Consider the following 19,588-nt stretch of genomic DNA (forward strand, 5'->3'; position numbering starts at 1 on the left):
TTGTTCACCTCGCTTGTGTAGGAAACTTTGCCCTCCTCGTCGAAATGGGTAGTTGTTAGGACTTGCCAACAACGAAAGGAGGGATGGAGATGGATTTCGATAAGTATAGACAGGTAAAAGAAGTTTTTGAAGATTATGAGGTCAACAAGCTACTGAGATCAGGTTGGGTTTTGCTCTCAGCTGGATTCCACACGCTTGATGATGGCAGTAATCAAAAGACTTACATGCTCGGTTCGACCGAGGAACTTGTTGATAGACCGTCACTGCTCAAATCGCTTTTGAAAGAGTAGCGAAACACCCTTAATTCGTCGATTGACTCGACATTTACGAGTGAGAATCCGCACGCCAAAAGAAGATTTACAGCTCTAACTGTTTCCTGCCCTATACCGCTTAAGGTGAATTCCGTCGCATCTGCGGCGGTTTTTTCTTTGATCATGAGAACAGCACACCTTTCATCCTTGATAGGCTCTAGGCCGCGCTCTTGCCCGAGCTGATTTATGGTCTTAATGCTCGCCTCGCCCTTTACTCTGGGCGATATGCCTACTCCTGTAGCCTCGGAAAGAGCTATAAACGCGTCCCAGTGGCAGTGAATTTCCGGCTGTCTCACGGGGCAATCTGTACATGCATTGGGGAAGTCGCTTTCCCCGTGCATTTCTTTTTTTACGTACTCTTGGATGTGTCGGGCGATGCAGTGTAGTTGTGATTGGGTTAGGTTGGGCATTGGATCACCTCGCTTTCTTCCCGCTTGTCCACATGATATCCAAAAAGCTGAGGGGCCCTGCCCCCTTTAAGCTGATGCCTTCGGCCTCTGTATCTCATATGCATCCACACTGAGTGTAGGGTAACCGTCAAAACGATGGACCTTTATCAGCTCTTTGTCCCCGTTTGGATGGGTCAGCTCGTAAGGATCGTTAGCTTTAAACTCAACGGGGACTATCTGCTTAAATGCTGCAATGGCTGGTGATATATCATCATTAACGACATGGATACTAACGCTAATGAGCCGGCCATTGCGCCGCCCAGTGGTTTGCCTGACTTCTACGCTATTTACCTCTGGCAGTTCGGATAGCTTAAGGATTGATAGGATCTGTTCGTCTGTGATTTTCATAGGATTACCTTGCTTCCCTGATAGCAGAGCTATTCTTAAGATTTCTCAAAATCTGAACTTCCAGGGCTTTTCTTCTCTCTACTATTGTTTCAGGGGTAACTCCGTAGGCAGACATTTTAGAAACAATCCTTTGAAGTTCAACTTTCTTATCAGTAGCCATAACGACACTCCTTTTAGCTTTCAGAAGCTTTGGGTGAAAATTGAGCGGTCTCAAGCCATTGATGAAATACTTGCCTTGGTACCACAACCCTTTTAGCACCTACGCGAATAGCAGGCAGCTTGCCTGAAGCAGCCATTTCGTAAGCTAAAAAATTGCTGATCCCCATGATTTTGGCAACTTCTGGGATATTGTAAGTTTGCCGCTCTGCGGTGGTCTCCTTCGCCATATATGATCACCTCTTCTTTCAAAAAATACATTTTGTATTTTTAATGTGCGCGATTATGTGGCTCTTTTAGACTCGCACCTCTAGTCATCATATTACAATACGTTTTGTACTATTTCAATAGTGTTTTTATATTTTTTCTTTTGTCACAGTATTTTAAAAAGATACTATATGTATCATTCATTATTTTTAAATACTTTTAGTATTATTGTATTGACTTAAGGACATACTGTTTGTACAATTAGGTGTAGATAATTCTGTTATATATTGTTTTGTCAGGTTCGACAATTAGAATAGGGGGATTTCGAAAGTGAACAATTCTGTTATTGCTGTAGCGATTGGAGAGATTAGAGGTAGTATGACCGATGCCGAATTTGCAGATGCCCTAAAGGCTTTTACTGATGGAAAATTTAGTCCATCCTCTAATACGATACAGAAATACAGAACAGGGCAACGAGAACCGAGTTATGAGAACCTGCAATCCATATTAGCTTATGGAACGAAAACAAATAGAATATCTCCCGAAACGGCGGAGAAACTTATGGAATTTTTTCATTTAGGCGAATTGATGTCACAGTATGCTGCGTTAATCAAATCTGATAATCAGCCGTATAAAGCGGCGGAAGAACAATCGAAGTATATTGCAGATAAATCCAATGGTTATAGAGAAGTGCCTATTTTGAGCAGAATCCCCCTTGATAACGCTTCAGATGAAGCGCATGAATTTATTGCCTTTCCTTCTACGTTACTCGCTAATGAAGAGTATTTCTTTATTAGAGGGAGTCTGGTAGAAGGCAAAAATATAAAAAGCGATGACTTGGTCCTTGTGCGAAAGACTAGCATCGCCGAAAGCAATCAAACAGTAATTGCTAAATTAAATGGAGGTGTTATATGCAAGAAATTTTTTAAAACAGATGACAACAGTGTTATTTTGCTGCCATCCAGTGAGGATTCCGAGCCGGTACCTCTCGATGCAGTGAGAATAATTGGAGTTGTCGAAAGGGTTATAAAGAACATTTAGCGCAAGGGGGGTATTTATGGCCGAGAAAACCGGAATCAAAGAGCCTGCTCCCAAAAAAGAGAAAAAGAAAAAGGATCGTCGACGCGGAAAAGGCGAAGGAACCATCGTTCCACACGCAAGCGGCCTTTTTATGGCTCAGATTAGTCTTGGAAGGGACCCCGTAACTGGTAAGCGAATAAGGCCGACTATTTATGATGACTCGGAAGTGGGAGTTCAGAAGAAGTTAAGAAAACTTCTAATCAAAAAAGACCTGGGAAAGAGCGTTAAACCCAATAAGACTTTGGTTGGAGAGTGGATTAGGATTTGGTTAGATATATATTCTAAGCCAAATGTCGGCATTGGCACATGGGACGGGTACGATCTAAACTTTACTAATCATATCGAAAATAGTTTTATTGCCAGAAAAACAATGTCGGAATTAACAACAGATGATCTTCAGGTTTATTATAATATGAAACTACTAAACGGTAGAAAAGATGGGAAAGGGGGTCTTTCTACTAGATTCGTTAAAGCTATCCACACCGTAATAAATTCTGCTTTTGATCAAGCGGTAACAAGTAACCACCTCGAAAAAAATCCGGCCTCTGGAGTGAGGCTTCCTAGAAAAAAGAGACCAAAAATAAAAATTTGGAACAAGGAGCAAATGACACTCTATTTAAACATTATTAAAAAAGATAGATTATACGCTGCATTTGTCACAGAGTCTAAGAGCGGGCTGAGAAAAAGCGAACTTCTCGCATTAAGGTGGAACGATATCGACTTTTCCACAGGCTTAACAAAAATAGAACACGGATGGGTTCGGTCTCCTAAGGGGACACTCTACCTCAGCGAATTAAAGAGCGATGATTCAGAAAGAACGTTGGTGTTTTCTCCGGAGCTATTAAAAGTTTTGTTGGAACACAAAATAAGACAGGATGAAGAGAAGAAGGCTGCTGGCAAAAATTACATTGATAATGGCTTGGTGTTCTGCCGTAAGGATGGCAGCTATATTAATCCCAGCACCTTTACAACACGCCATTACGATTTAACAACTAAAGCCAATCTGCCTAATTTACCTAAAATATCGGTGCATGCGTTGAGACACTCAATTTCAACTGCTCTACTGGAGAGCGGCAAAGTTGATCTTAAGCAGATTCAAGAGATGCTGGGACACAAGGATATCTCTACCACAGGAAACTATTACACCGATGTATTAGAGAGGATGAAGCAAAAAACAAGCAAGATTGTAGATGAACTGATTCCTGTGGAAGAGATTCCCGCTCAAGCGCCACCACCAGCCCAGGCTCAAGTAAGTGATTTGCTTGATGAAAGCATTGAAACCGATAACGTTATCGACTTTGCCTCAAAACGCAATGAAAAACTATTTATAGCATCCACTGGACAGAGAAAAAAAGAAAAGGTTCAAAAACCTTAAAAATGCTGAAAAATCCTCAGTCGCATTGAAACGACTGAGGATTTTTAATGATAAAAAGTAAAATGGCTGTACATTGGCTGTACAGCTTTTAAAAAGAAAAGGCTCAAAAGCCTTAAAAATGCTGGTGCGGACGAGAGGACTTGAACCTCCATGAGCGTACACTCACTAGTACCTGAAACTAGCGCGTCTGCCAGTTCCGCCACGTCCGCGTGACAATGTTTATTATATGAAAACTGAGCCGACTTGTCAATAGACTATTTTAAATCCGTTTATAAAAATATATGCTAAAATAAATTTACTTTAAAAGCTTGTACACAACTCTCTCTTCCTGTGCATACATTAAAGAGAAGGCAAATAGGGAGTGAGTAGTATGAAGAATGATGAATTGTACGCAAAACTAAAAATATTACTGGATTTTGTCGAGCGCGAAGCCGAAAAACCACTCGAAGATTACAACTATGAGGTTAGGATATGGAGCAAAGGGTACCAAAAAGCGATGATTACCATCAAAGATTATATTTGGAATATCTTTAATTCCAGTAATTGAAGTATGGGATGTAGACCGTTCGGAAAAGTACAAAAAAGCCCTATCAGCTGATAGGGCTACATATCAATAAATTATTACTTCGCTGTAAGATGGTATTCGTTGAGAAGCTCGTCCAGTCTTTGGCTTAAACTAATCACTTCCGGGTCGGTAAGAGGCTTTCTCTTACCTAATTGATTAAGCTCTTTTCTCATATCCTCAATGAGCCTAAGCAATTGCTGGTTCCACATAGATTTGACTCCCTTTCTATATGATAACAGATAATAGCCTAACAAAAATATTTTACAAAATCTGACCCAATTAGTCCATAGGATATTTCGTCGAATAAAGTAAAATTTTCGCCTTTTCTTTTATCTCTTCATAGATATGCTTAAGGGGTTCTCCGGTCAGCCGGGCCAGCCGGCGGCAATCTTCGTACTCTGGGCTGACCGTGCAGGCTCTCCCTTCCATAAAAGCCACCTTGACTTTCGCTGAACCGTAGTTTGTTTCAACAGTGAGTAGCTCATAAGGAAGCATATATTTTTTGATCGGATAAACCCGTAATCCTATGGTGGTCGTCTCTTGGAAAAGAATCCTGCGCATTTCCTCCAGTTTATGATAGGGAGTCTGCACCGTCAGCAGTACAGCGGGACGGTTTTTTTTCATCTGGATAGTCTGGATATAGACATCCATGGCTCCCGCTTGGAAGAGTTTTTCAAAGAGATAATCGTAACACTCCGGGTTCATATCGTCGATATTCACTTCCAGGGTTAATGCCTCCCCTTCCCGAATCCCCTCCTGCCCTTTATCCTCATTGGCCAGCTCTCCGATGGTCAGCCTTAATAGGTTGGGGATGGTTAAATCTTTCACTCCTGCACCATAGCCGATTCTCTCTACTCTAATTTTAGGGAATGGACCAAACTCCCGGCAATAGGCGGTTACTATGGCAGCTCCGGTGGGAGTGGCCAGCTCTCCTTCCACATCCTGAGCATAGATCGGAACCCCGGTCAATAATTCCAAGGTAGCTGGAGCAGGTACGGGCAGCAGCCCATGAGCCGCCTTAACAAAGCCTTTCCCTACATGAATTGGCGAAGCAAACACCCTTTCAATCCCCAAACGCCAAAAGCCTATGACTGCCCCGACAATATCCACAATAGCGTCGACTGCGCCGACTTCATGAAAATGAATCTGTTCGATGTCGGTGCCATGAATCTTCGCTTCAGCTTTTCCTAAACGGGTAAATATCTCTAAACTCTTCTCTTTAACCTGGGGAGGCAAAGCACTTCTGCCAATAATTGCCTGAATATCCGACAGATGGCGATGGACATGGCCTTCCAAAGCGTGAACATGGATCTGGGTACCCCTGATTCCCTGTTTAAGAACTTTCTGTTCATACAACTCATATTCATCCAAATCCAAGCCGGCCAAATCCCTCTGCAAAAGATTAAAATCCAATCCTGCATCAACCAGGGCGCCCAAAAGCATATCCCCGCTGATCCCGGAGAAACAATCCAGATAAGCTGCTTTCATATTTTCATTCTCCTTAAACAAATACTCTTGCAAATTAATTTGTGCTGAACTATACTGGGGCAGGCTAATGAATCTTTACTCTTTCTGTTAAACAAAGAGAGGTGTTCAAAACGATGAATGTTGCTTTTTTCCTGATACCCAAGCAAGATGTAATTTACCTCAAGATCAATTCTACCATGCGTCAGGCCATAGAAAAAATGGAATTCCACCGTTACTCGGCCATTCCCCTTATTGATGATCAGGGCTGCTACCGCGGCACGATTACGGAAGGGGATCTCCTGTGGAAGCTTAAAAATACTCCTGGTCTTAACTTTCAAAACACCCATAGCATCCGGCTGACAGAGATCGAACAGCATATTCAAAACTATCCGGTTTCCATCAACTCCCGCATGGAAGACCTGATCTCCCGGGCTGTTGAGCAGAACTTTATCCCGGTCGTGGATGATCAAAAAATCTTTATCGGGATTGTCCGCCGCCGTGAAATCCTGGAATACTGCACCAAAGCTTTGGGCATGTTGGAATCCTTATCTCTCAAGGATTAAGTAAACAGCCTTACTTTTTCAAAAAAAGAGGATATATGCTCTTCTCTTGAACATATCATCCTCTCCCTCAGCCTGAAAACCCAAACCAAACTTGCTGATCAGATAAAATTGCCCCCGTCTACGACCCAGGTTTGCCCTGTGACAAATCCGGCATGGGCGATCAAAGCATAGGCGACTTCAGCCACATCTTCCGGAGTACACACCTTCTGTAAAGGGGTTCCCTCAGCCATGCGGGTGATATGTTCCTCTTTGCCGCTGACCCAGCGGGTCAGAACTACCCCTGGGGCCACCGAATTAACCCGGACATCAGGAGCCAGAACCCTGGCCAAGGATTTATTGACGCTGATCGCAGCGGCTTTGGAAGCACTATAGGCGATAGAACTCCCCAATCCTGTCAGACCGGCGATAGAAGTAATATTAACGATACAGCCTTTTTGCTTCTTTAGAGCTTCGGCCGCGGCACGGCAGGTATTGAAAAGGCCTTTGACATTGACACTGAAAATCTCGTCCCAATAGTCATCTTTCATGCCTTCAAGATCAGCATGCTCAACAAAATGAGTCATCCCTGCACTATTGACGAGAATATCCAATTGCCCAAAGTCCCGGACCACTGCACCGATCATTTCCCGAACCTCTTGATCCTTTGCCACATTGGCTTGATAAATCCTGCAGGCTACCTTGAGTTTTTCAATTTCCTGAGCGGTTTGTTCGGCATCTTCCCGAGAGCGGGAATAATTGACAGCAATATTAACACCCTCTTGGGCGAGCTTTAAAGCAATAGCGCGGCCAATTCCTGTCGCTCCTCCTGTGATTAAAGCGGTTTTCCCTTGTAACATCACCGGTTCCTCCTTAACAACTCTGTCTTTCCGCAAGCATCCATCCTTTTGCTTTCTTCAGTATAGCCCAGAAGGAGAGCCCGTTCAAGATCCCAATCCTTTAAGGTATCCTTTTTCGTCAACATGGAATACTAAGGAAAAGGTTAGTGTAAAGGACTGATTTCATGGCTTCTCCGGATATGGCTTCTGCAACCATAAAATCTGCAAATTCCGTTATTTCTTTTCCCGAATTGCTCATTGTCGAAGAGCGGCTTCGGGAATCTTTTCTGAGAGCTGGGGACACCATCAAAGATTCTTGTCTCCTGCTCCTTGACTCAGGTGGAAAGCGATTAAGGCCCCTGCTGACCTTACAAAGCGCCCAGTGCTTTGGCTCACTCAATTCGGCGGCACTTGATGCGGCGGTGGCCGCAGAATTAATTCACATGGCTTCCCTGATTCATGATGATGTCATCGATCATTCGGATCGGCGGCGGGGCATGCCAACGATCAACTCGCAACGGGGGAATCAGGTGGCCGTTTTAGCCGGGGACTATGTGTTTGCCGAGGCCTTTCGTATTTTAGCCAATAAACATCTCCTTACGAGTATGTCCTACCTGGTGGACGCCATTCAATCCATGTGTGACGGTGAAGTACAACAGGCTGAACAACGCTATGACTTAGCTGTTGAACCCAGCCAATACTTCCAGCGCATTGCCCAGAAAACAGGAATTCTTTTAGCAAGCTGCTGCTCCTCCGGCGCGGCCAGTGCGGGAGCAAACCAGGACGCCATCGAAGCCCTTGGCCAGTATGGCATGAATCTGGGGTATGCCTATCAGATTATTGATGACATTCTGGACTTCACTGGCAATCCCCAGGTAACAGGTAAACCCGTAGCCGCCGATCTCGTCAACGGTTACATCACTTTACCCGTAATCTATCTTTTGGATAAGCCCCTCTACAGACCCTGGGCAAGAGACATGCTGCAAGCCCGGGATTTATCCCCGGCGAATGTTCAGAGAATTATTCAGGCCCTTATTTCCTCGGGGGCCCTCAATGAAGCTTTTACCACTGCCCTCCAATGTGCTCAAACCGCCGTTCAGGCCTTGAGCCCCCTTTCCCCTTCGCCCTCCAAAACCTTCCTGAGCGAACTCACCCATACTATCCTTTATCGTCAATCATAGAGGCAGCTACAGCTTGCCTTTTTTTCTTAACTGAAGACATATCCAAAACAGCACCTTTACAGGCCTGCCCCCTGCCCGTATCAGCTCCTCGGTCACTTGACCGCATTCTCTGGATTTTCCTTTTTGGTCGGATAGGTACATGGCCAGTAACCCCCTGATAATGGCTTCATGGAAATCAGGATAGCGCAAAGACCTTGCCTGACTGAGAGCAGTCTTCACAAAGAGCAGCAGCCGCTCCTGCTGCTCTTTTTTTGAAGCATAATACTCGACAAAATTTAATTGATTGGTCTTTCTATCTTCTTCAAGATCGATAAAATAGTCCAAAAGAATATGCAAGCCTGTAATCCAGGGGAAATAGGCATCCCTGACCTTTTTGGCTTCTATGTCCGTCAGCTGAGCATCATAAGCCATAGCAAACAGGCAGAACGTCCCCAGGGTTGATCCTGTGGCAGCGGCCAGCTCCCAGACGGATAGCCCCGGATATTCAGGAATTACCTCCTCTAACCAGCCTAACATCTTTTTTTCACGCTCGCCCTGATGCAAATGTTTGGTGACCTGAAGCAAGGAGTAGAGCTCAGCCAGTTCCATCATGTATGGCCGAACGACTTCATAAGAAGGCAATTTTTGCACCCTCCTCCGACAGGTCTGCACCAGTTCGACCAAATAACCTCCGTCTTCACAGTGAGGATAATAAGCATAGTAATCAGAACACTGGGCATCAGCATCCAGAGCTTCAGTCATGGCCAGATGAAGCTGGCGAAAAGCTTGTTCATCCTGAATTTCCAGCGCATCCACCAGATTATCCAGATAATCGCTGATGGTCTGATAGGCCACCACAAACTCAATCACCTCGGCAACCCTGGCCCCGGGATACAGAGAATAAATGCTGCCCCCTAAACAATGAAATTCCTTATGGGCTATACTGGCCAGGGCTTGCTCCCCAAGCACCCGGTCAGGACAACGCCCCGCTTTCTCTTCCCAGAAGCTCAGCTGAGCCTTTACCGCTGGAAATATGGTTTTGACAAAAGAATAAATCAATTGAGGGTTAGAAACTTCTTTGGCAATATCCACAAATACACTTCCTTATTGACTTCAATTTCAACTCTAGTCCTAGTGTAACCAGTACTCCCTCCCCTAACCCCGTTTCCTTGTGTAATAATTCTCCTACCTCAAGAAGGAATTATCGGCACTATGCCGAATTATATCCATTAGGAAAAAAATGGAATTGTCGAGAGGGAATAAAATGAAACTAGATAAAAAGTTTACTGTGGAATACAAGGTGGGCATCGTATCTAGTTTATCCGCATCTATTATCTGGGTTATCCTGATTAGCCTTTGGTCATTAATTGCGGCAAATATAGTTTCATTATGGCACAGTGAAGTTGTTTTGTTTTGGCAGTATTTAGTTGCAGGGATTTCTATAGGAGCAATGTTAGTGGGCTCCATCCAGTTCTATAGGAATAACTCGAATAAATTCAAACCTAGGTTCCCTTCACTTTCAATGGATTATATCTATAAAGAAATCGAAACTGAATTGTATTTTAAAACGCGGGAAAATATCGCCTATTCTTCAAATTATAATATATGTGCCCTAAAAGAAATAAGTGAAATGAAACGTTCTCATAACTGGACAGGTGATTATATTAGTTCACCGATTCTTGAATCGGCCCATAATCATAAAGTAGAACTATGCAAGGACGCTAATCCGTTAACTACGGCCAAAATCATCTTTGATGTACCCCTGGAAAAAAACCAACCCACCACGTTTAAGTTGAAATATGAACTAGGTGATTCATCAAAAATAATGCAGCCCATGATCGGACATTTAGTAAGAAACCCAACGGAAAGAATCATCCTAAGGCTTTGTGTCCCTAACGACATGGTGAAAGGTGTCAAGCGATGCATTTATGCCGATAGTTTTGCACAAATTAATTTATCCCAGCCACAAATAATCCATTGTAAAATCATTGGTAATAATGATGTGTATGAATGGGTAATTGATAACCCCAGTCTATTGTATTACTATCGGATAAGTTGGGAATTTACCTGATTCTCACCTTTTTAATCCAAATACATATTATGTATAAAAATGTATAACTAGTAATTTGCTTGTCCATACTAAAGCATATATAATAAAGTCAAGTATCTGATTGAAGAGGTGTTAAAAATGGATGGTGACTAGTAATAGCGCTGTATTCGCTCAATTATTTGCAAAGCAAGTTAAGGACGTGTCGCAAATCTTTATGGTAGATATAGTGCGGCATGTTCTTTTTGTTTAAAAGAAAAAGCAGGCACCCACTTATAGCTGGTTATGCCTGCTTCCTGTCTATTCATTTCATTAATTTGCAGTATTTAGAAAAGAAAGTATCTTACAGCTCCCCTGGGGTTAAACTTCTTTGCTTTCAACTTCTTTCTTTTCTTCCTTCTCTTCACCATTGGTTGCCGATTTAAATTCAGAAATTCCTCGTCCCAAAGCCTTGCCAAGCTCAGGAAGTTTTCCGGGTCCAAAAATAACCAATGCAATGATTAATACAATGATCATTACAGTTGGAGTTACCATACCAAATGTTGCTAACATACTATACACCTCCATAGTCTAATCTACCCTAGGCCATGATTTTAAAAAACAATAAAACGTGAATAATATTGCATTCCCTTTACATCCCTTATCCTACAGGATTATGTCCATTTTTTCAATATGATTTTATTGGGTATTTAAGTAGATGAGAAAAAAGAGCCTGAAGTCAGACTCTATCTCCACTATCGCAAGTGCTGAAAAGTTCCTCGTAGCCCCGGTACAAGCTCCAAATCACATCCCAAAGCTCATCCTCGGCCTCTGTTACCCGCAAACCCAGCTCTTTGGCTTCCTGGCGTCCGATGGGATAGCCATGAGAAAAATAGCCCTCTGTCAAAGCCCGGGTGACTACAGGAACAAGTTCAGGGTTATCTTTTAACATATAACGGGATAAGAGGGCTTCAGCGTATTGGTGAGATGCTTTTAAGGCTTTTTCGTAATCTCCGATCAGCCAGGGGTCCAGTTTATTGATCATAGGCGTGATGATGCCGGTTACCAGCTCCGGATTGGGATTGGATTCGATAGAACGCTGAAGATAATCGATACAATAGCGAATAGCTTGAACGGGAACCCATAATTCCTTATAAATAGGGTGCTTAATCAGGGGATCAATGGGCCCCAGCTCAGAGATGGGTCCCATAACAACTTCATCCGCTCCAAGAACCAACATAGATGCCGCAGATTTGGCTACAAAAGGTACGATAACACCAAATTCGTTGCAGAACTCACGAATCAGCATGACAACCTTATAGGGAGTGTCTACCGCTCCGCCATAACTGTGCAGGAGTAAATCAATTTTCTCTGTATGCCCGATCGCTTTGAGTTGTTCGTAGAGAGGCACGAGAATGCTATCATCGAGGGGTGTATAGGCGAAGTAAACTAAAACCTTTGAGCCTCTTAATCTTTCCAAACTGTCCAAATAATGAAGTCGTTCATCCTTATCCATAGAATACCCCCATGCCGATGAATTATATACCATATTATTCCACATTCTAGATAGCTGTGACTGTCTTCATCAGGGGATTGGGATCATTTGGACTTCATGCCGGACCCATGCTAAAGAAGCCGCCGGTCATCGCACCGGCGGCTTCTTGGGGCTTATCGTATTGTGCTGTTCAGGAAAGCCGGGTCCATAGGAAGCCCTGTACTAGTCAGGCAGATTATAGTCCACCCCGGATGCGTCATGACAGGATTGGCAATAGCTCTTGCCGCCTAAATCCTGCTTGACATGACATCTATAGCATTGCTTTTGGGGATTCTGATTATTCTTAACCGAAAATCCATGTCCCTTCTCCCCGCTAATCCACTCTTCTCTGGGAATGGAGGCATGGGGGTTATTGGGATCATGCCCTTGCGAAACAAAAATGATGGTGATCAAAGCCACAACTAAACCTATGGAGATGACTGCGCGAATGATTTTCTTACCTTCCATCCGTTTGATCCTTTCTCAACAATTTAACCCAAGGATTTAAGGACATCCCTGGCCTGTTCCAAGGTATAGTCAATATCTGCATCCGTATGGGCGGTAGAAAGGAATACCGCTTCGTATTGGCTGGGTGCTAAGTAGATCCCCCGCTCCAGCATGCCTCTGAAGAACGAGCCAAAACGCTCCACATCGGAAGAGCAGGCACTCTTAAAGTCAATCACAGGTTGATCTGTAAAGAAGGCAGAGAACATAGCTCCGACGGAATTGACCCAGATGGGGAACCCTAATTCCTGAGCGATGGACTGCAAGCCCTCTGCTAAACGGGTGGTCTTCTCCTCCAGTCCCTCATAGACCCCCTCCTGCTGCAAGAGCTTTAAGGTGGCTAGTCCAGCCGCCATGGCCAAAGGGTTACCGGATAAGGTGCCGGCTTGATAGATGGGGCCACTGGGAGCTACCTGCTCCATGTACTTCCTTTTGCCGCCATAGGCTGCCACAGGCAGACCCCCGCCAATCACTTTACCCAGGCATGTCAAATCCGGATCGATTTGATAGCGGCCCTGTGCCCCTCCATAACTCACCCGGAAGCCTGTCATCACTTCATCAAAGATCAGCAGGCTGCCATAGTCCTGAGTCAGGGTTCGCAAGCCCGCCAAAAACCCGGGTTGAGGCAAAACAACGCCCATATTCCCGGTAACCGGCTCCAGGATCACTGCGGCAATGTCTTCCCCGCATTCCTTAAAAATCTCTTTTAAACCTTCCAGGTCGTTATATTGAGCTACGATGGTTTGTGAAGCTACTGAAGAAGGTACACCCGGAGAGGTGGGGACGCCAAAGGTCAAAGCCCCGCTGCCCGCCTTGATCAGCAAGGAATCACCATGACCGTGATAGCACCCTTCAAATTTAATAATTTTGTTGCGGCCCGTCACTCCCCGCGCTAAACGCAAGGCGCTCATCGTAGCCTCGGTTCCGGAGCTGACCATGCGGACCATTTCCATGGACGGGAAGGCTTTAATCACTTCTTCAGCGCATTCCGTTTCAATCTCAGTGGGTGCTCCATAACTGGTTCCCCGCTCCGCAGCCGCTTTAATGGCCTCGACCACCACCGGGTGAGCATGACCAAGAATCAGTGGTCCCCAGGACAAAACGTAGTCCAGATAGGAATTGCCGTCAATATCCCATAGTCGTGCACCCTGTCCTTTGGCGATAAATATGGGCTCCCGCCCTACGGATTTAAAAGCCCTTACCGGAGAGTTGACTCCGCCGGGAAGGACGCCATTGGCCCGGGCAAAAGCTTCTTTACTTCGTTGATCCTGAAACCCCAAGATTAAACCCTCCTAATCGTCTTCTTCCCTATAGTATTGCATACTGCTCTTTTTTAACTCCTTGATACTGAAGAGCATGGCATAATCTTTGATTCCTGTCGCTTGGGCGATCCTGGCCATCACTTCGCCGCACTCTGCTTCGGAGCGGCCATGAATCATGGTAAAGAGATTATAGGGCCAATCTTTCAGCATAGGCCTTTGATAACAATGGCTCACCTCCCGGAAAGAGGCCATGACTTTGCCGATGGCTTCAGCTTCGGCCTCGTGGACCTGCCAAACACCCATGGCATTAGCGGTAAATCCGGCTTTTTGGTGACGGAGAACAGCTCCGAATCGCCGAATCACCTGGTTGTCAACCAAAGCCCGGGTCTGTCTGAGGACCTTCTCCTCCTGCCACATTAGCTTGGCGGCAATCTCGGCATAGGGAGCCAAGGACTCAGGGATATTCCCCTGCAGTTCCCGTATGAGCAATTTATCCACGTCGTTCACCGGGTAGGGATCCAGCTTTTGCGACCCCCGCGGATTGTCTGATGAACACTCACATTCTTCACTATGGCGCTGTTCTCCTGCCTGTTCTTCCGCATTAAAATCAAAATCCACACTGATTTTAAACAAACGGAGAGCGGGCAAAGAATACACCTCATCGGTCCCGATGAGTCCTTTGATCGTGGTCAGGATTTTTTCCACTTCCTTCTGGGAAGTGGCAATCAGGGTAAACCAAATATTATACTCATGGTTGCGCAAATAATTATGAGTCACTCCGGGAAGTTCCATCAGCAGATCGGCCAGGATCTGAATCTTATCTTCGGGCACTCTGGCCGCACACAAAGTGCTTTTATATCCCAAACGATGGGAATCGAAAACCCCCCCTAAGCGCCGGATAACACCCTCTTGGCGAAAGCGCTGTATCCTTTGCCAGGCTTCCTCCTCCGTGGTCCCGGTAAGACCTGCTAAGGTCTCATAAGGACGGGAGGTAACGGGGAAATCCGTCTGAACAATATTCAGCAGAGCCCGATCGAGAGCATCCATTATTTACCCCCCTTACGCCCGTGATAGAGGCACCAGGGCTCCTCTGCCATAAAGTCCCCTTCTTCATAATAAGCAGCCCGGGCCCGGCAGCCACCGCAGATGGTTTTATAACCGCAACTGCCGCAGCCCCCTTTATAATCCAAGGTACGCAATTCTTTAAAGACCGGGTGGGTCTTCCACAGCTCATCAAAGGGTGTCTCCCGGACATCACCTAAGGGGATATTGAGGTAGGCACAAGGCTGTACCTGTCCTTTGGGACTGATAATGCAGTAGGAGGTGCCGGCCAGGCAGCCCCGGCCAAAACGGGTCTTCATGCCCATCTGCTTGGCAATCCGCATAAACTGGGGAGCGCAGGTTGGTTTAAGCTCTATATCGACTTCTTGTTGTTTCTTCATGATGCGGGTCAAAGCATCTTCATATTCCTCAGCCCGCAGGGACTCTTCTTCAATGGATACAGCCCGCCCTGTGGGAACCAGGAAAAAGAAATGATGGGCTACCGCCCCTTCCGCTACGGCAAAATCCGTAATGGCTTCCAGCTCATCCCGGTTCCAATCCATGACGGTGGTATGAATCTGAAAAGGCAGGCCTACTTCCCGGCAATTGCGCATGCCCTGCACGGCCTCTTCCCAGGCTCGGGGATACTTGCGGAACTGATTATGCTTGTCAATATGCAGAGAATCCAAAGAAATGCCCATGCCCATAGCGCCTGCTTCTTTCAGGCGACGGGCCATCTCTACGGTAATCAAGGTCCCATTGGTTCCGAAAACCGGGCGCAGGCCCAGGGAGGTGGCATGAGCTACCAATTCCACGATATCCGGGCGCAGGAGAGGCTCCCCGCCGCTGAAGATCATAATTTTAAATCCGGCCTTAGCAATCTGCTCCAGAAGGGTTTTCGCTTCGGCAGTGTTCAGCTCTTCTTCGGCCTTGCAACCGGCATCTCGGTAACAATGATCGCAATACATATTGCAGGCATTGGTGGTATTCCAGGATACAATCATGATTGTTCCTCCTTTATCCAGCGTGCGGCATCCAAGGCATGATAAGTAATAATCAGATCAGCTCCCGCTCGTTTCATGCTGACCAGACTCTCCATGACCACACGTTTTTCATCAATCCAGCCCTTTTCAGCAGCCGCTTTGACCATGGCATACTCACCGCTGACATTATAGGCGGCGATAGGCAGCCCGAACTGCTCTTTGGTCCGATAGGTGATATCGCCATAGGCCAGGGCCGGCTTGACGATGATCATATCCGCCCCTTCCTGGATATCAAGGGCTGTCTCGATCATGGCCTCATTACCGTTGGGAGGGTCCATTTGATAGGTGCGGCGATCTCCGAATTGAGGGGCCGAACCGGCAGCCTCACGAAAGGGTCCATAGAAAGCAGAAGCGAATTTGGCCGCATAGGACATAATCGGAATATCCGTATAGCCGGCTTCGTCCAAAGCTTCCCGAATCGCCCCCACCCGGCCATCCATCATATCTGAAGGCGCTACCATATCCGCGCCGGCTTCAGCATGGGAAACCGCTGTCTGAGCCAGCAGCTTCAGGGTAGGATCATTAAGCACCCGTCCATCCTGAATCACTCCGCAATGTCCATGATCCGTGTATTCACAGAGGCAGACATCGGTAATCACATAAAGGTCCGGGTAGTGCTTCTTTGTCAAGCGAACAGCTTCCTGGATGATGCCATGGGGGTCATAAGCCCCGGTCCCTGTCTCATCCTTGGACTCGGGCAGCCCAAAAAGCAACACGGCAGGAATTCCCGCCTCCACCACATCCTTTAGAGCCACTATATACTCATCCAAAGAATAATTATATACTCCGGGCATGGAGGAAACGGGGATCTTTTTCTTCTCTCCAAACATAATGAACATCGGGTAAATCAAATCTTCAGTCCGGACATGATGTTCCCGGACCATTCTGCGTATAGCTTCACTGCTTCTTAATCTCCTGGGGCGTCTAATCATTGGCATTTGTTCATTCCTCCTCCATTTCCCTACACTATGCCGATCTCTTCATCGGTCAAGTAGCAGGCTGGATCGGATTCCCAGAAATCTCCGGTAACAGCTTCCGCACGGGTGCGGAAATTGCCGTTACAGTTATTTAAGTACTGACAGCGGGCGCAACGGCCTTTGAGAAGGGGTTTGCGATCCTTTAGCCCAGCCAGAATAGGGTGGGCCTGATCCGTCCATATCTCCCCAAATTTCCGCTCCCGCACATTGCCGAAGGTGATATGTTGGGTAAATTGATCCGGATGCACATAGCCCAGAGGATCCACTTCACCAAAAGCGATCCCGGAGCGGTTGCCTCCATTCATGCTGATCAATTCCTTGATTTTTTGAGCCTTCTCCGGATCGTCCTTTAAAGTACGCAGGTAAAGATAAACCCCGTCACAGTGATTATCCACAGTTAAAATCTCTTTGCGGAGTCCCCGTTCTTCAAAGTCAATGGTTCTCCGGATGATGGTTTCCATGGCCTGCCTGGACTGTTCGGGAGTAACATCCTCAGCAATCATTTGATTGCCCCGTCCGGAATAGACCAGATGATAGAAGCAGACCCGATCGATACTTTCCTCTTCAATAAAGTCAAAGATCTTATCCAGCTCCGCATAATTATGGCTATTAATCGTAAAGCGAAGCCCTACCCGCTGGCCTACGGCGACACAGTTCTGAATGCCCGCCATCGCCGCTTGGAAAGCCCCTTGCTTGCCGCGGAATTTATCATTAACCTCCCGCAAGCCATCCAAGGAGATTCCCACATAGCCCACGCCAATGTTTTTAATGCGTTGAGCCACTTCCCTGGTGATCAGGGTTCCGTTGGTGGATAGGGTGGGGCGAATCCCTTTGGCGGCAGCATATTCAGCCAGTTCAAAAAAATCCGGGCGAATCAAGGGTTCCCCCCCTGAGAAAAGCAGCACCGGCACTTTAAAATCGGCCAAATCATCAATAAAGCGTTTGGCCTCTTCTGTGGTCAATTCTCCTTGATATTTTTGGGCATCGGATTCCATATAACAGTGGGCGCATTGCAAATTGCAGGTCCGGGTCGAGTTCCATACCACCACCGGCCCTGACCCGGAAGTGGTTCCGTGCATAGACCCTTTTGACCCTTTGCTGTAGCGCAGAGAATCACCGAAGTACTCTGTATTAAAAAGCAATTTTGTTAAACTGATCATTCCTCGTTCCCCCTTGCAAGAGTCTCAAGCAGCCCCTTAATAGTATACTGCTCTGCTTCCCGGTAAATGCTCAACCCAAATTCCTGAGCAGTTTTGCTGGTAATGGGACCGATAGAATAGAGTTTAACCCCTTCCAAAAGGCTTTGCCTGCCATCAATTAATTGCAGGAAATTGCGTACTGTGGAGGAACTGGTAAAGGTAACGGCCGATACAGCTTTCTCCTCCAGTAACTTCATCAATTCCTCCTTGTTGGCATTCCCCAAAACTGTACGATAAGTGGGAACATCCCAGACATCCGCTCCTAAAGCTTTCAGTGATTCGGGCAGAATATCCCGGGCTTCTTCGGCCCGGGCCAGGAGCACACTTTGACCAGGCAGAACCCGGCTGGCCAGTCCTTCGATGATTTTTTCCGCCCGGTATTCTTCAGGAACAAAAGAAACCTTCAGGCAACGCTTCTCCAAAGCATCTCTGGTGGCCGGACCGATAGCTACCACATCCATACCGGCCAAATCACGAACGTCCCTGTCTTGCTCTCTGAGAACTTTAAAGAATTCTTCTACTCCGTTGACACTGGTAAAGATGAGCCATTCAAACCGCTTCAGATTTTTGATGGCCTGAATCAACGGATGGGGATCGCTGGGTGGTACGATTTCGATAGCCGGGAATTCCCATGGTTCACCTCCCAGATCTTCAATGCCTTGAGATAGGGCACTGGCTTGATGTCTGGCTCGTGTCACAATGATCCGCTGACCGAAGAGAGGTCTCTTTTCGAACCATTGCAGTTTCTCCCTTAGTTGAACAACCTCTCCCACGATGATAATCGAGGGGTTGGTAATGCCTTCTTCCTTTACTAATTGAGCAATATTTTGAAGTTCACCGACAAGCACCCTTTGTTCCGGCCGGGTCCCCCATTGGATAATTCCCACAGGAGTTGAAGGTGAACGGCCATTTTCGATAAGTTTAGTAGAGATCAAGGACAGATTTTCCATGCCCATCAAAAAGATTAAGGTCCCGTGAGCCGTGGCTAAATGTTCCCAAGCCAAAGCCGAGCTGTTTTTGGTAGGGTCTTCATGACCGGTTATGACAGCAAAAGAAGAGGTTAGATCACGATGAGTCACCGGAATGCCTGCATAAGCAGGTACGGAAATCGCCGAAGTAACACCGGGGACAATATCAAAGGGAATCCCTGCCTGAAGCAGATCCTCTGCTTCTTCCCCACCGCGCCCAAAAACAAAAGGGTCCCCCCCCTTTAAACGAGTCACTATCTTACCTTCCAGGCCTTTCTGGACCAGAAGAGCGTTGATCTCTTCCTGGCGCAGGGTGTGCCGGTCCGGGGATTTCCCTACATAAATAAGTTCACAATCGGGACGGGCTAAGGTCAGGAGACGGCGTGAAGCCAGGCGATCGTAGATCAGCACATCGGCCTTGGCAATGCACTCCGCACCCTTAACAGTAATGAGTTTCGGATCTCCTGGCCCGGCACCAACCAAATATACATATCCTTTGTCCAAATCAGAACACTCCTTGCTTGCTGTAGCGTATTAT

The 19,588-nt window shown here is 46.3% G+C and carries 23 protein-coding genes and 1 tRNA gene; 7 read left to right on the top strand and 17 right to left on the bottom strand.

Going from position 1 to position 19,588, the window contains the following annotated elements:
• Positions 1 to 89 precede the first annotated feature (89 nt).
• Positions 90 to 290: a hypothetical protein gene (locus BUA14_RS14580; protein WP_072773276.1), complete on the top strand. Its 201-nt coding sequence runs from the start codon at positions 90 to 92 to the stop codon at positions 288 to 290.
• A gap of 497 nt (positions 291 to 787) precedes the next feature.
• Here BUA14_RS14580 and BUA14_RS14585 read toward each other — a convergent pair whose 3' ends face one another.
• From BUA14_RS14585 to BUA14_RS14590, 3 genes are read right to left on the bottom strand one after another with little or no spacing between them, the layout of a single operon-like run.
• Entirely contained in the window at positions 788 to 1,108 is a 321-nt protein-coding gene (locus BUA14_RS14585) for a hypothetical protein (protein ID WP_072773277.1), read from the bottom strand.
• Positions 1,109 to 1,112: 4 nt separating this feature from the next.
• Positions 1,113 to 1,268: a hypothetical protein gene (locus BUA14_RS27965; protein ID WP_178371701.1), complete on the bottom strand. Its 156-nt coding sequence runs from the start codon at positions 1,266 to 1,268 to the stop codon at positions 1,113 to 1,115.
• 13 nt (positions 1,269 to 1,281) lie between these two features.
• A complete protein-coding gene (locus BUA14_RS14590; protein WP_072773278.1) occupies positions 1,282 to 1,494 on the bottom strand; it encodes a helix-turn-helix transcriptional regulator in 213 nt (70 codons plus the stop codon).
• Between the two features lie 307 nt (positions 1,495 to 1,801).
• Between BUA14_RS14590 and BUA14_RS14595 the strand changes: the two genes are divergently transcribed.
• Both BUA14_RS14595 and BUA14_RS14600 read left to right on the top strand, forming a co-directional pair.
• On the top strand, positions 1,802 to 2,512 hold the full coding sequence (locus BUA14_RS14595) for a LexA family protein (protein WP_072773279.1): 711 nt from the start codon (positions 1,802 to 1,804) through the stop codon (positions 2,510 to 2,512).
• Between the two features lie 16 nt (positions 2,513 to 2,528).
• Positions 2,529 to 3,926 carry a site-specific integrase gene (locus BUA14_RS14600; protein ID WP_072773280.1) on the top strand — a complete coding sequence of 466 codons (1,398 nt, stop codon included), beginning with the start codon at positions 2,529 to 2,531 and terminating at the stop codon, positions 3,924 to 3,926.
• A gap of 122 nt (positions 3,927 to 4,048) precedes the next feature.
• Here the strand turns inward: BUA14_RS14600 and BUA14_RS14605 are convergent.
• Positions 4,049 to 4,135, bottom strand: a tRNA-Leu gene (locus BUA14_RS14605).
• Positions 4,136 to 4,296: 161 nt separating this feature from the next.
• Here BUA14_RS14605 and BUA14_RS27970 point away from each other — a divergent pair.
• On the top strand, positions 4,297 to 4,473 hold the full coding sequence (locus tag BUA14_RS27970) for a hypothetical protein (protein ID WP_005811221.1): 177 nt from the start codon (positions 4,297 to 4,299) through the stop codon (positions 4,471 to 4,473).
• 74 nt (positions 4,474 to 4,547) lie between these two features.
• Here the strand turns inward: BUA14_RS27970 and BUA14_RS14610 are convergent, their stop codons facing one another.
• Positions 4,548 to 4,700 (bottom strand): aspartyl-phosphate phosphatase Spo0E family protein, encoded by a 153-nt coding sequence (locus BUA14_RS14610; protein ID WP_018306814.1) that lies wholly within the window; start codon positions 4,698 to 4,700, stop codon positions 4,548 to 4,550.
• Between the two features lie 70 nt (positions 4,701 to 4,770).
• Positions 4,771 to 5,979: a nickel pincer cofactor biosynthesis protein LarC gene (gene larC, locus BUA14_RS14615; protein ID WP_072773281.1), complete on the bottom strand. Its 1,209-nt coding sequence runs from the start codon at positions 5,977 to 5,979 to the stop codon at positions 4,771 to 4,773.
• A 113-nt stretch (positions 5,980 to 6,092) separates the two neighbouring features.
• On the opposite strand from larC, the gene BUA14_RS14620 reads away from it, so the two are divergent.
• Positions 6,093 to 6,521 (top strand): CBS domain-containing protein, encoded by a 429-nt coding sequence (locus BUA14_RS14620; protein ID WP_072773282.1) that lies wholly within the window; start codon positions 6,093 to 6,095, stop codon positions 6,519 to 6,521.
• Positions 6,522 to 6,619: 98 nt separating this feature from the next.
• Here BUA14_RS14620 and BUA14_RS14625 read toward each other — a convergent pair whose 3' ends face one another.
• Positions 6,620 to 7,357 (bottom strand): SDR family NAD(P)-dependent oxidoreductase, encoded by a 738-nt coding sequence (locus BUA14_RS14625; protein ID WP_072773283.1) that lies wholly within the window; start codon positions 7,355 to 7,357, stop codon positions 6,620 to 6,622.
• A gap of 164 nt (positions 7,358 to 7,521) precedes the next feature.
• On the opposite strand from BUA14_RS14625, the gene BUA14_RS14630 reads away from it, so the two are divergent.
• Positions 7,522 to 8,517, top strand: coding sequence for a polyprenyl synthetase family protein (locus BUA14_RS14630; RefSeq protein ID WP_072773284.1), 996 nt, complete (start codon positions 7,522 to 7,524; stop codon positions 8,515 to 8,517).
• A 6-nt stretch (positions 8,518 to 8,523) separates the two neighbouring features.
• On the opposite strand, the gene BUA14_RS14635 is transcribed toward BUA14_RS14630, so the two are convergent.
• Positions 8,524 to 9,588 (bottom strand): tetraprenyl-beta-curcumene synthase family protein, encoded by a 1,065-nt coding sequence (locus tag BUA14_RS14635; RefSeq protein ID WP_072773285.1) that lies wholly within the window; start codon positions 9,586 to 9,588, stop codon positions 8,524 to 8,526.
• Between the two features lie 172 nt (positions 9,589 to 9,760).
• On the opposite strand from BUA14_RS14635, the gene BUA14_RS14640 reads away from it, so the two are divergent.
• On the top strand, positions 9,761 to 10,567 hold the full coding sequence (locus BUA14_RS14640) for a hypothetical protein (protein ID WP_072773286.1): 807 nt from the start codon (positions 9,761 to 9,763) through the stop codon (positions 10,565 to 10,567).
• A gap of 336 nt (positions 10,568 to 10,903) precedes the next feature.
• Here BUA14_RS14640 and tatA read toward each other — a convergent pair whose 3' ends face one another.
• The 9 genes from tatA to cobA form a co-directional block, all read right to left on the bottom strand.
• A complete protein-coding gene (gene tatA, locus BUA14_RS14645) occupies positions 10,904 to 11,095 on the bottom strand; it encodes a twin-arginine translocase TatA/TatE family subunit (protein WP_072773287.1) in 192 nt (63 codons plus the stop codon).
• 166 nt (positions 11,096 to 11,261) lie between these two features.
• A complete protein-coding gene (locus BUA14_RS14650; RefSeq protein WP_015944556.1) occupies positions 11,262 to 12,038 on the bottom strand; it encodes an SDH family Clp fold serine proteinase in 777 nt (258 codons plus the stop codon).
• 201 nt (positions 12,039 to 12,239) lie between these two features.
• Entirely contained in the window at positions 12,240 to 12,524 is a 285-nt protein-coding gene (locus tag BUA14_RS14655) for a hypothetical protein (RefSeq protein WP_072773288.1), read from the bottom strand.
• A 23-nt stretch (positions 12,525 to 12,547) separates the two neighbouring features.
• Positions 12,548 to 13,840, bottom strand: a complete 1,293-nt coding sequence (hemL, locus tag BUA14_RS14660; RefSeq protein ID WP_072773289.1) for a glutamate-1-semialdehyde 2,1-aminomutase — start codon at positions 13,838 to 13,840, stop codon at positions 12,548 to 12,550.
• A 12-nt stretch (positions 13,841 to 13,852) separates the two neighbouring features.
• Positions 13,853 to 14,869 carry a siroheme decarboxylase subunit beta gene (ahbB, locus tag BUA14_RS14665; protein ID WP_072773290.1) on the bottom strand — a complete coding sequence of 339 codons (1,017 nt, stop codon included), beginning with the start codon at positions 14,867 to 14,869 and terminating at the stop codon, positions 13,853 to 13,855.
• Entirely contained in the window at positions 14,869 to 15,867 is a 999-nt protein-coding gene (gene nirJ2, locus BUA14_RS14670; protein ID WP_072773291.1) for a putative heme d1 biosynthesis radical SAM protein NirJ2, read from the bottom strand. The genes ahbB and nirJ2 overlap by 1 nt, the downstream gene beginning before the upstream one ends.
• Positions 15,864 to 16,844, bottom strand: a complete 981-nt coding sequence (hemB, locus tag BUA14_RS14675; RefSeq protein ID WP_072773292.1) for a porphobilinogen synthase — start codon at positions 16,842 to 16,844, stop codon at positions 15,864 to 15,866. Before hemB ends, nirJ2 begins: the two co-directional genes overlap by 4 nt.
• Positions 16,845 to 16,867: 23 nt before the next feature.
• Complete coding sequence (gene nirJ1 / locus BUA14_RS14680) at positions 16,868 to 18,043, bottom strand: putative heme d1 biosynthesis radical SAM protein NirJ1 (RefSeq protein ID WP_072773293.1); 1,176 nt, start codon at positions 18,041 to 18,043, stop codon at positions 16,868 to 16,870.
• Entirely contained in the window at positions 18,040 to 19,554 is a 1,515-nt protein-coding gene (cobA, locus tag BUA14_RS14685) for a uroporphyrinogen-III C-methyltransferase (protein WP_072773294.1), read from the bottom strand. Before cobA ends, nirJ1 begins: the two co-directional genes overlap by 4 nt.
• Between the last annotated feature and the right edge of the window lie 34 nt (positions 19,555 to 19,588).

Source organism: Desulfitobacterium chlororespirans DSM 11544, from assembly GCF_900143285.1.
GTDB lineage: Bacteria > Bacillota > Desulfitobacteriia > Desulfitobacteriales > Desulfitobacteriaceae > Desulfitobacterium > Desulfitobacterium chlororespirans.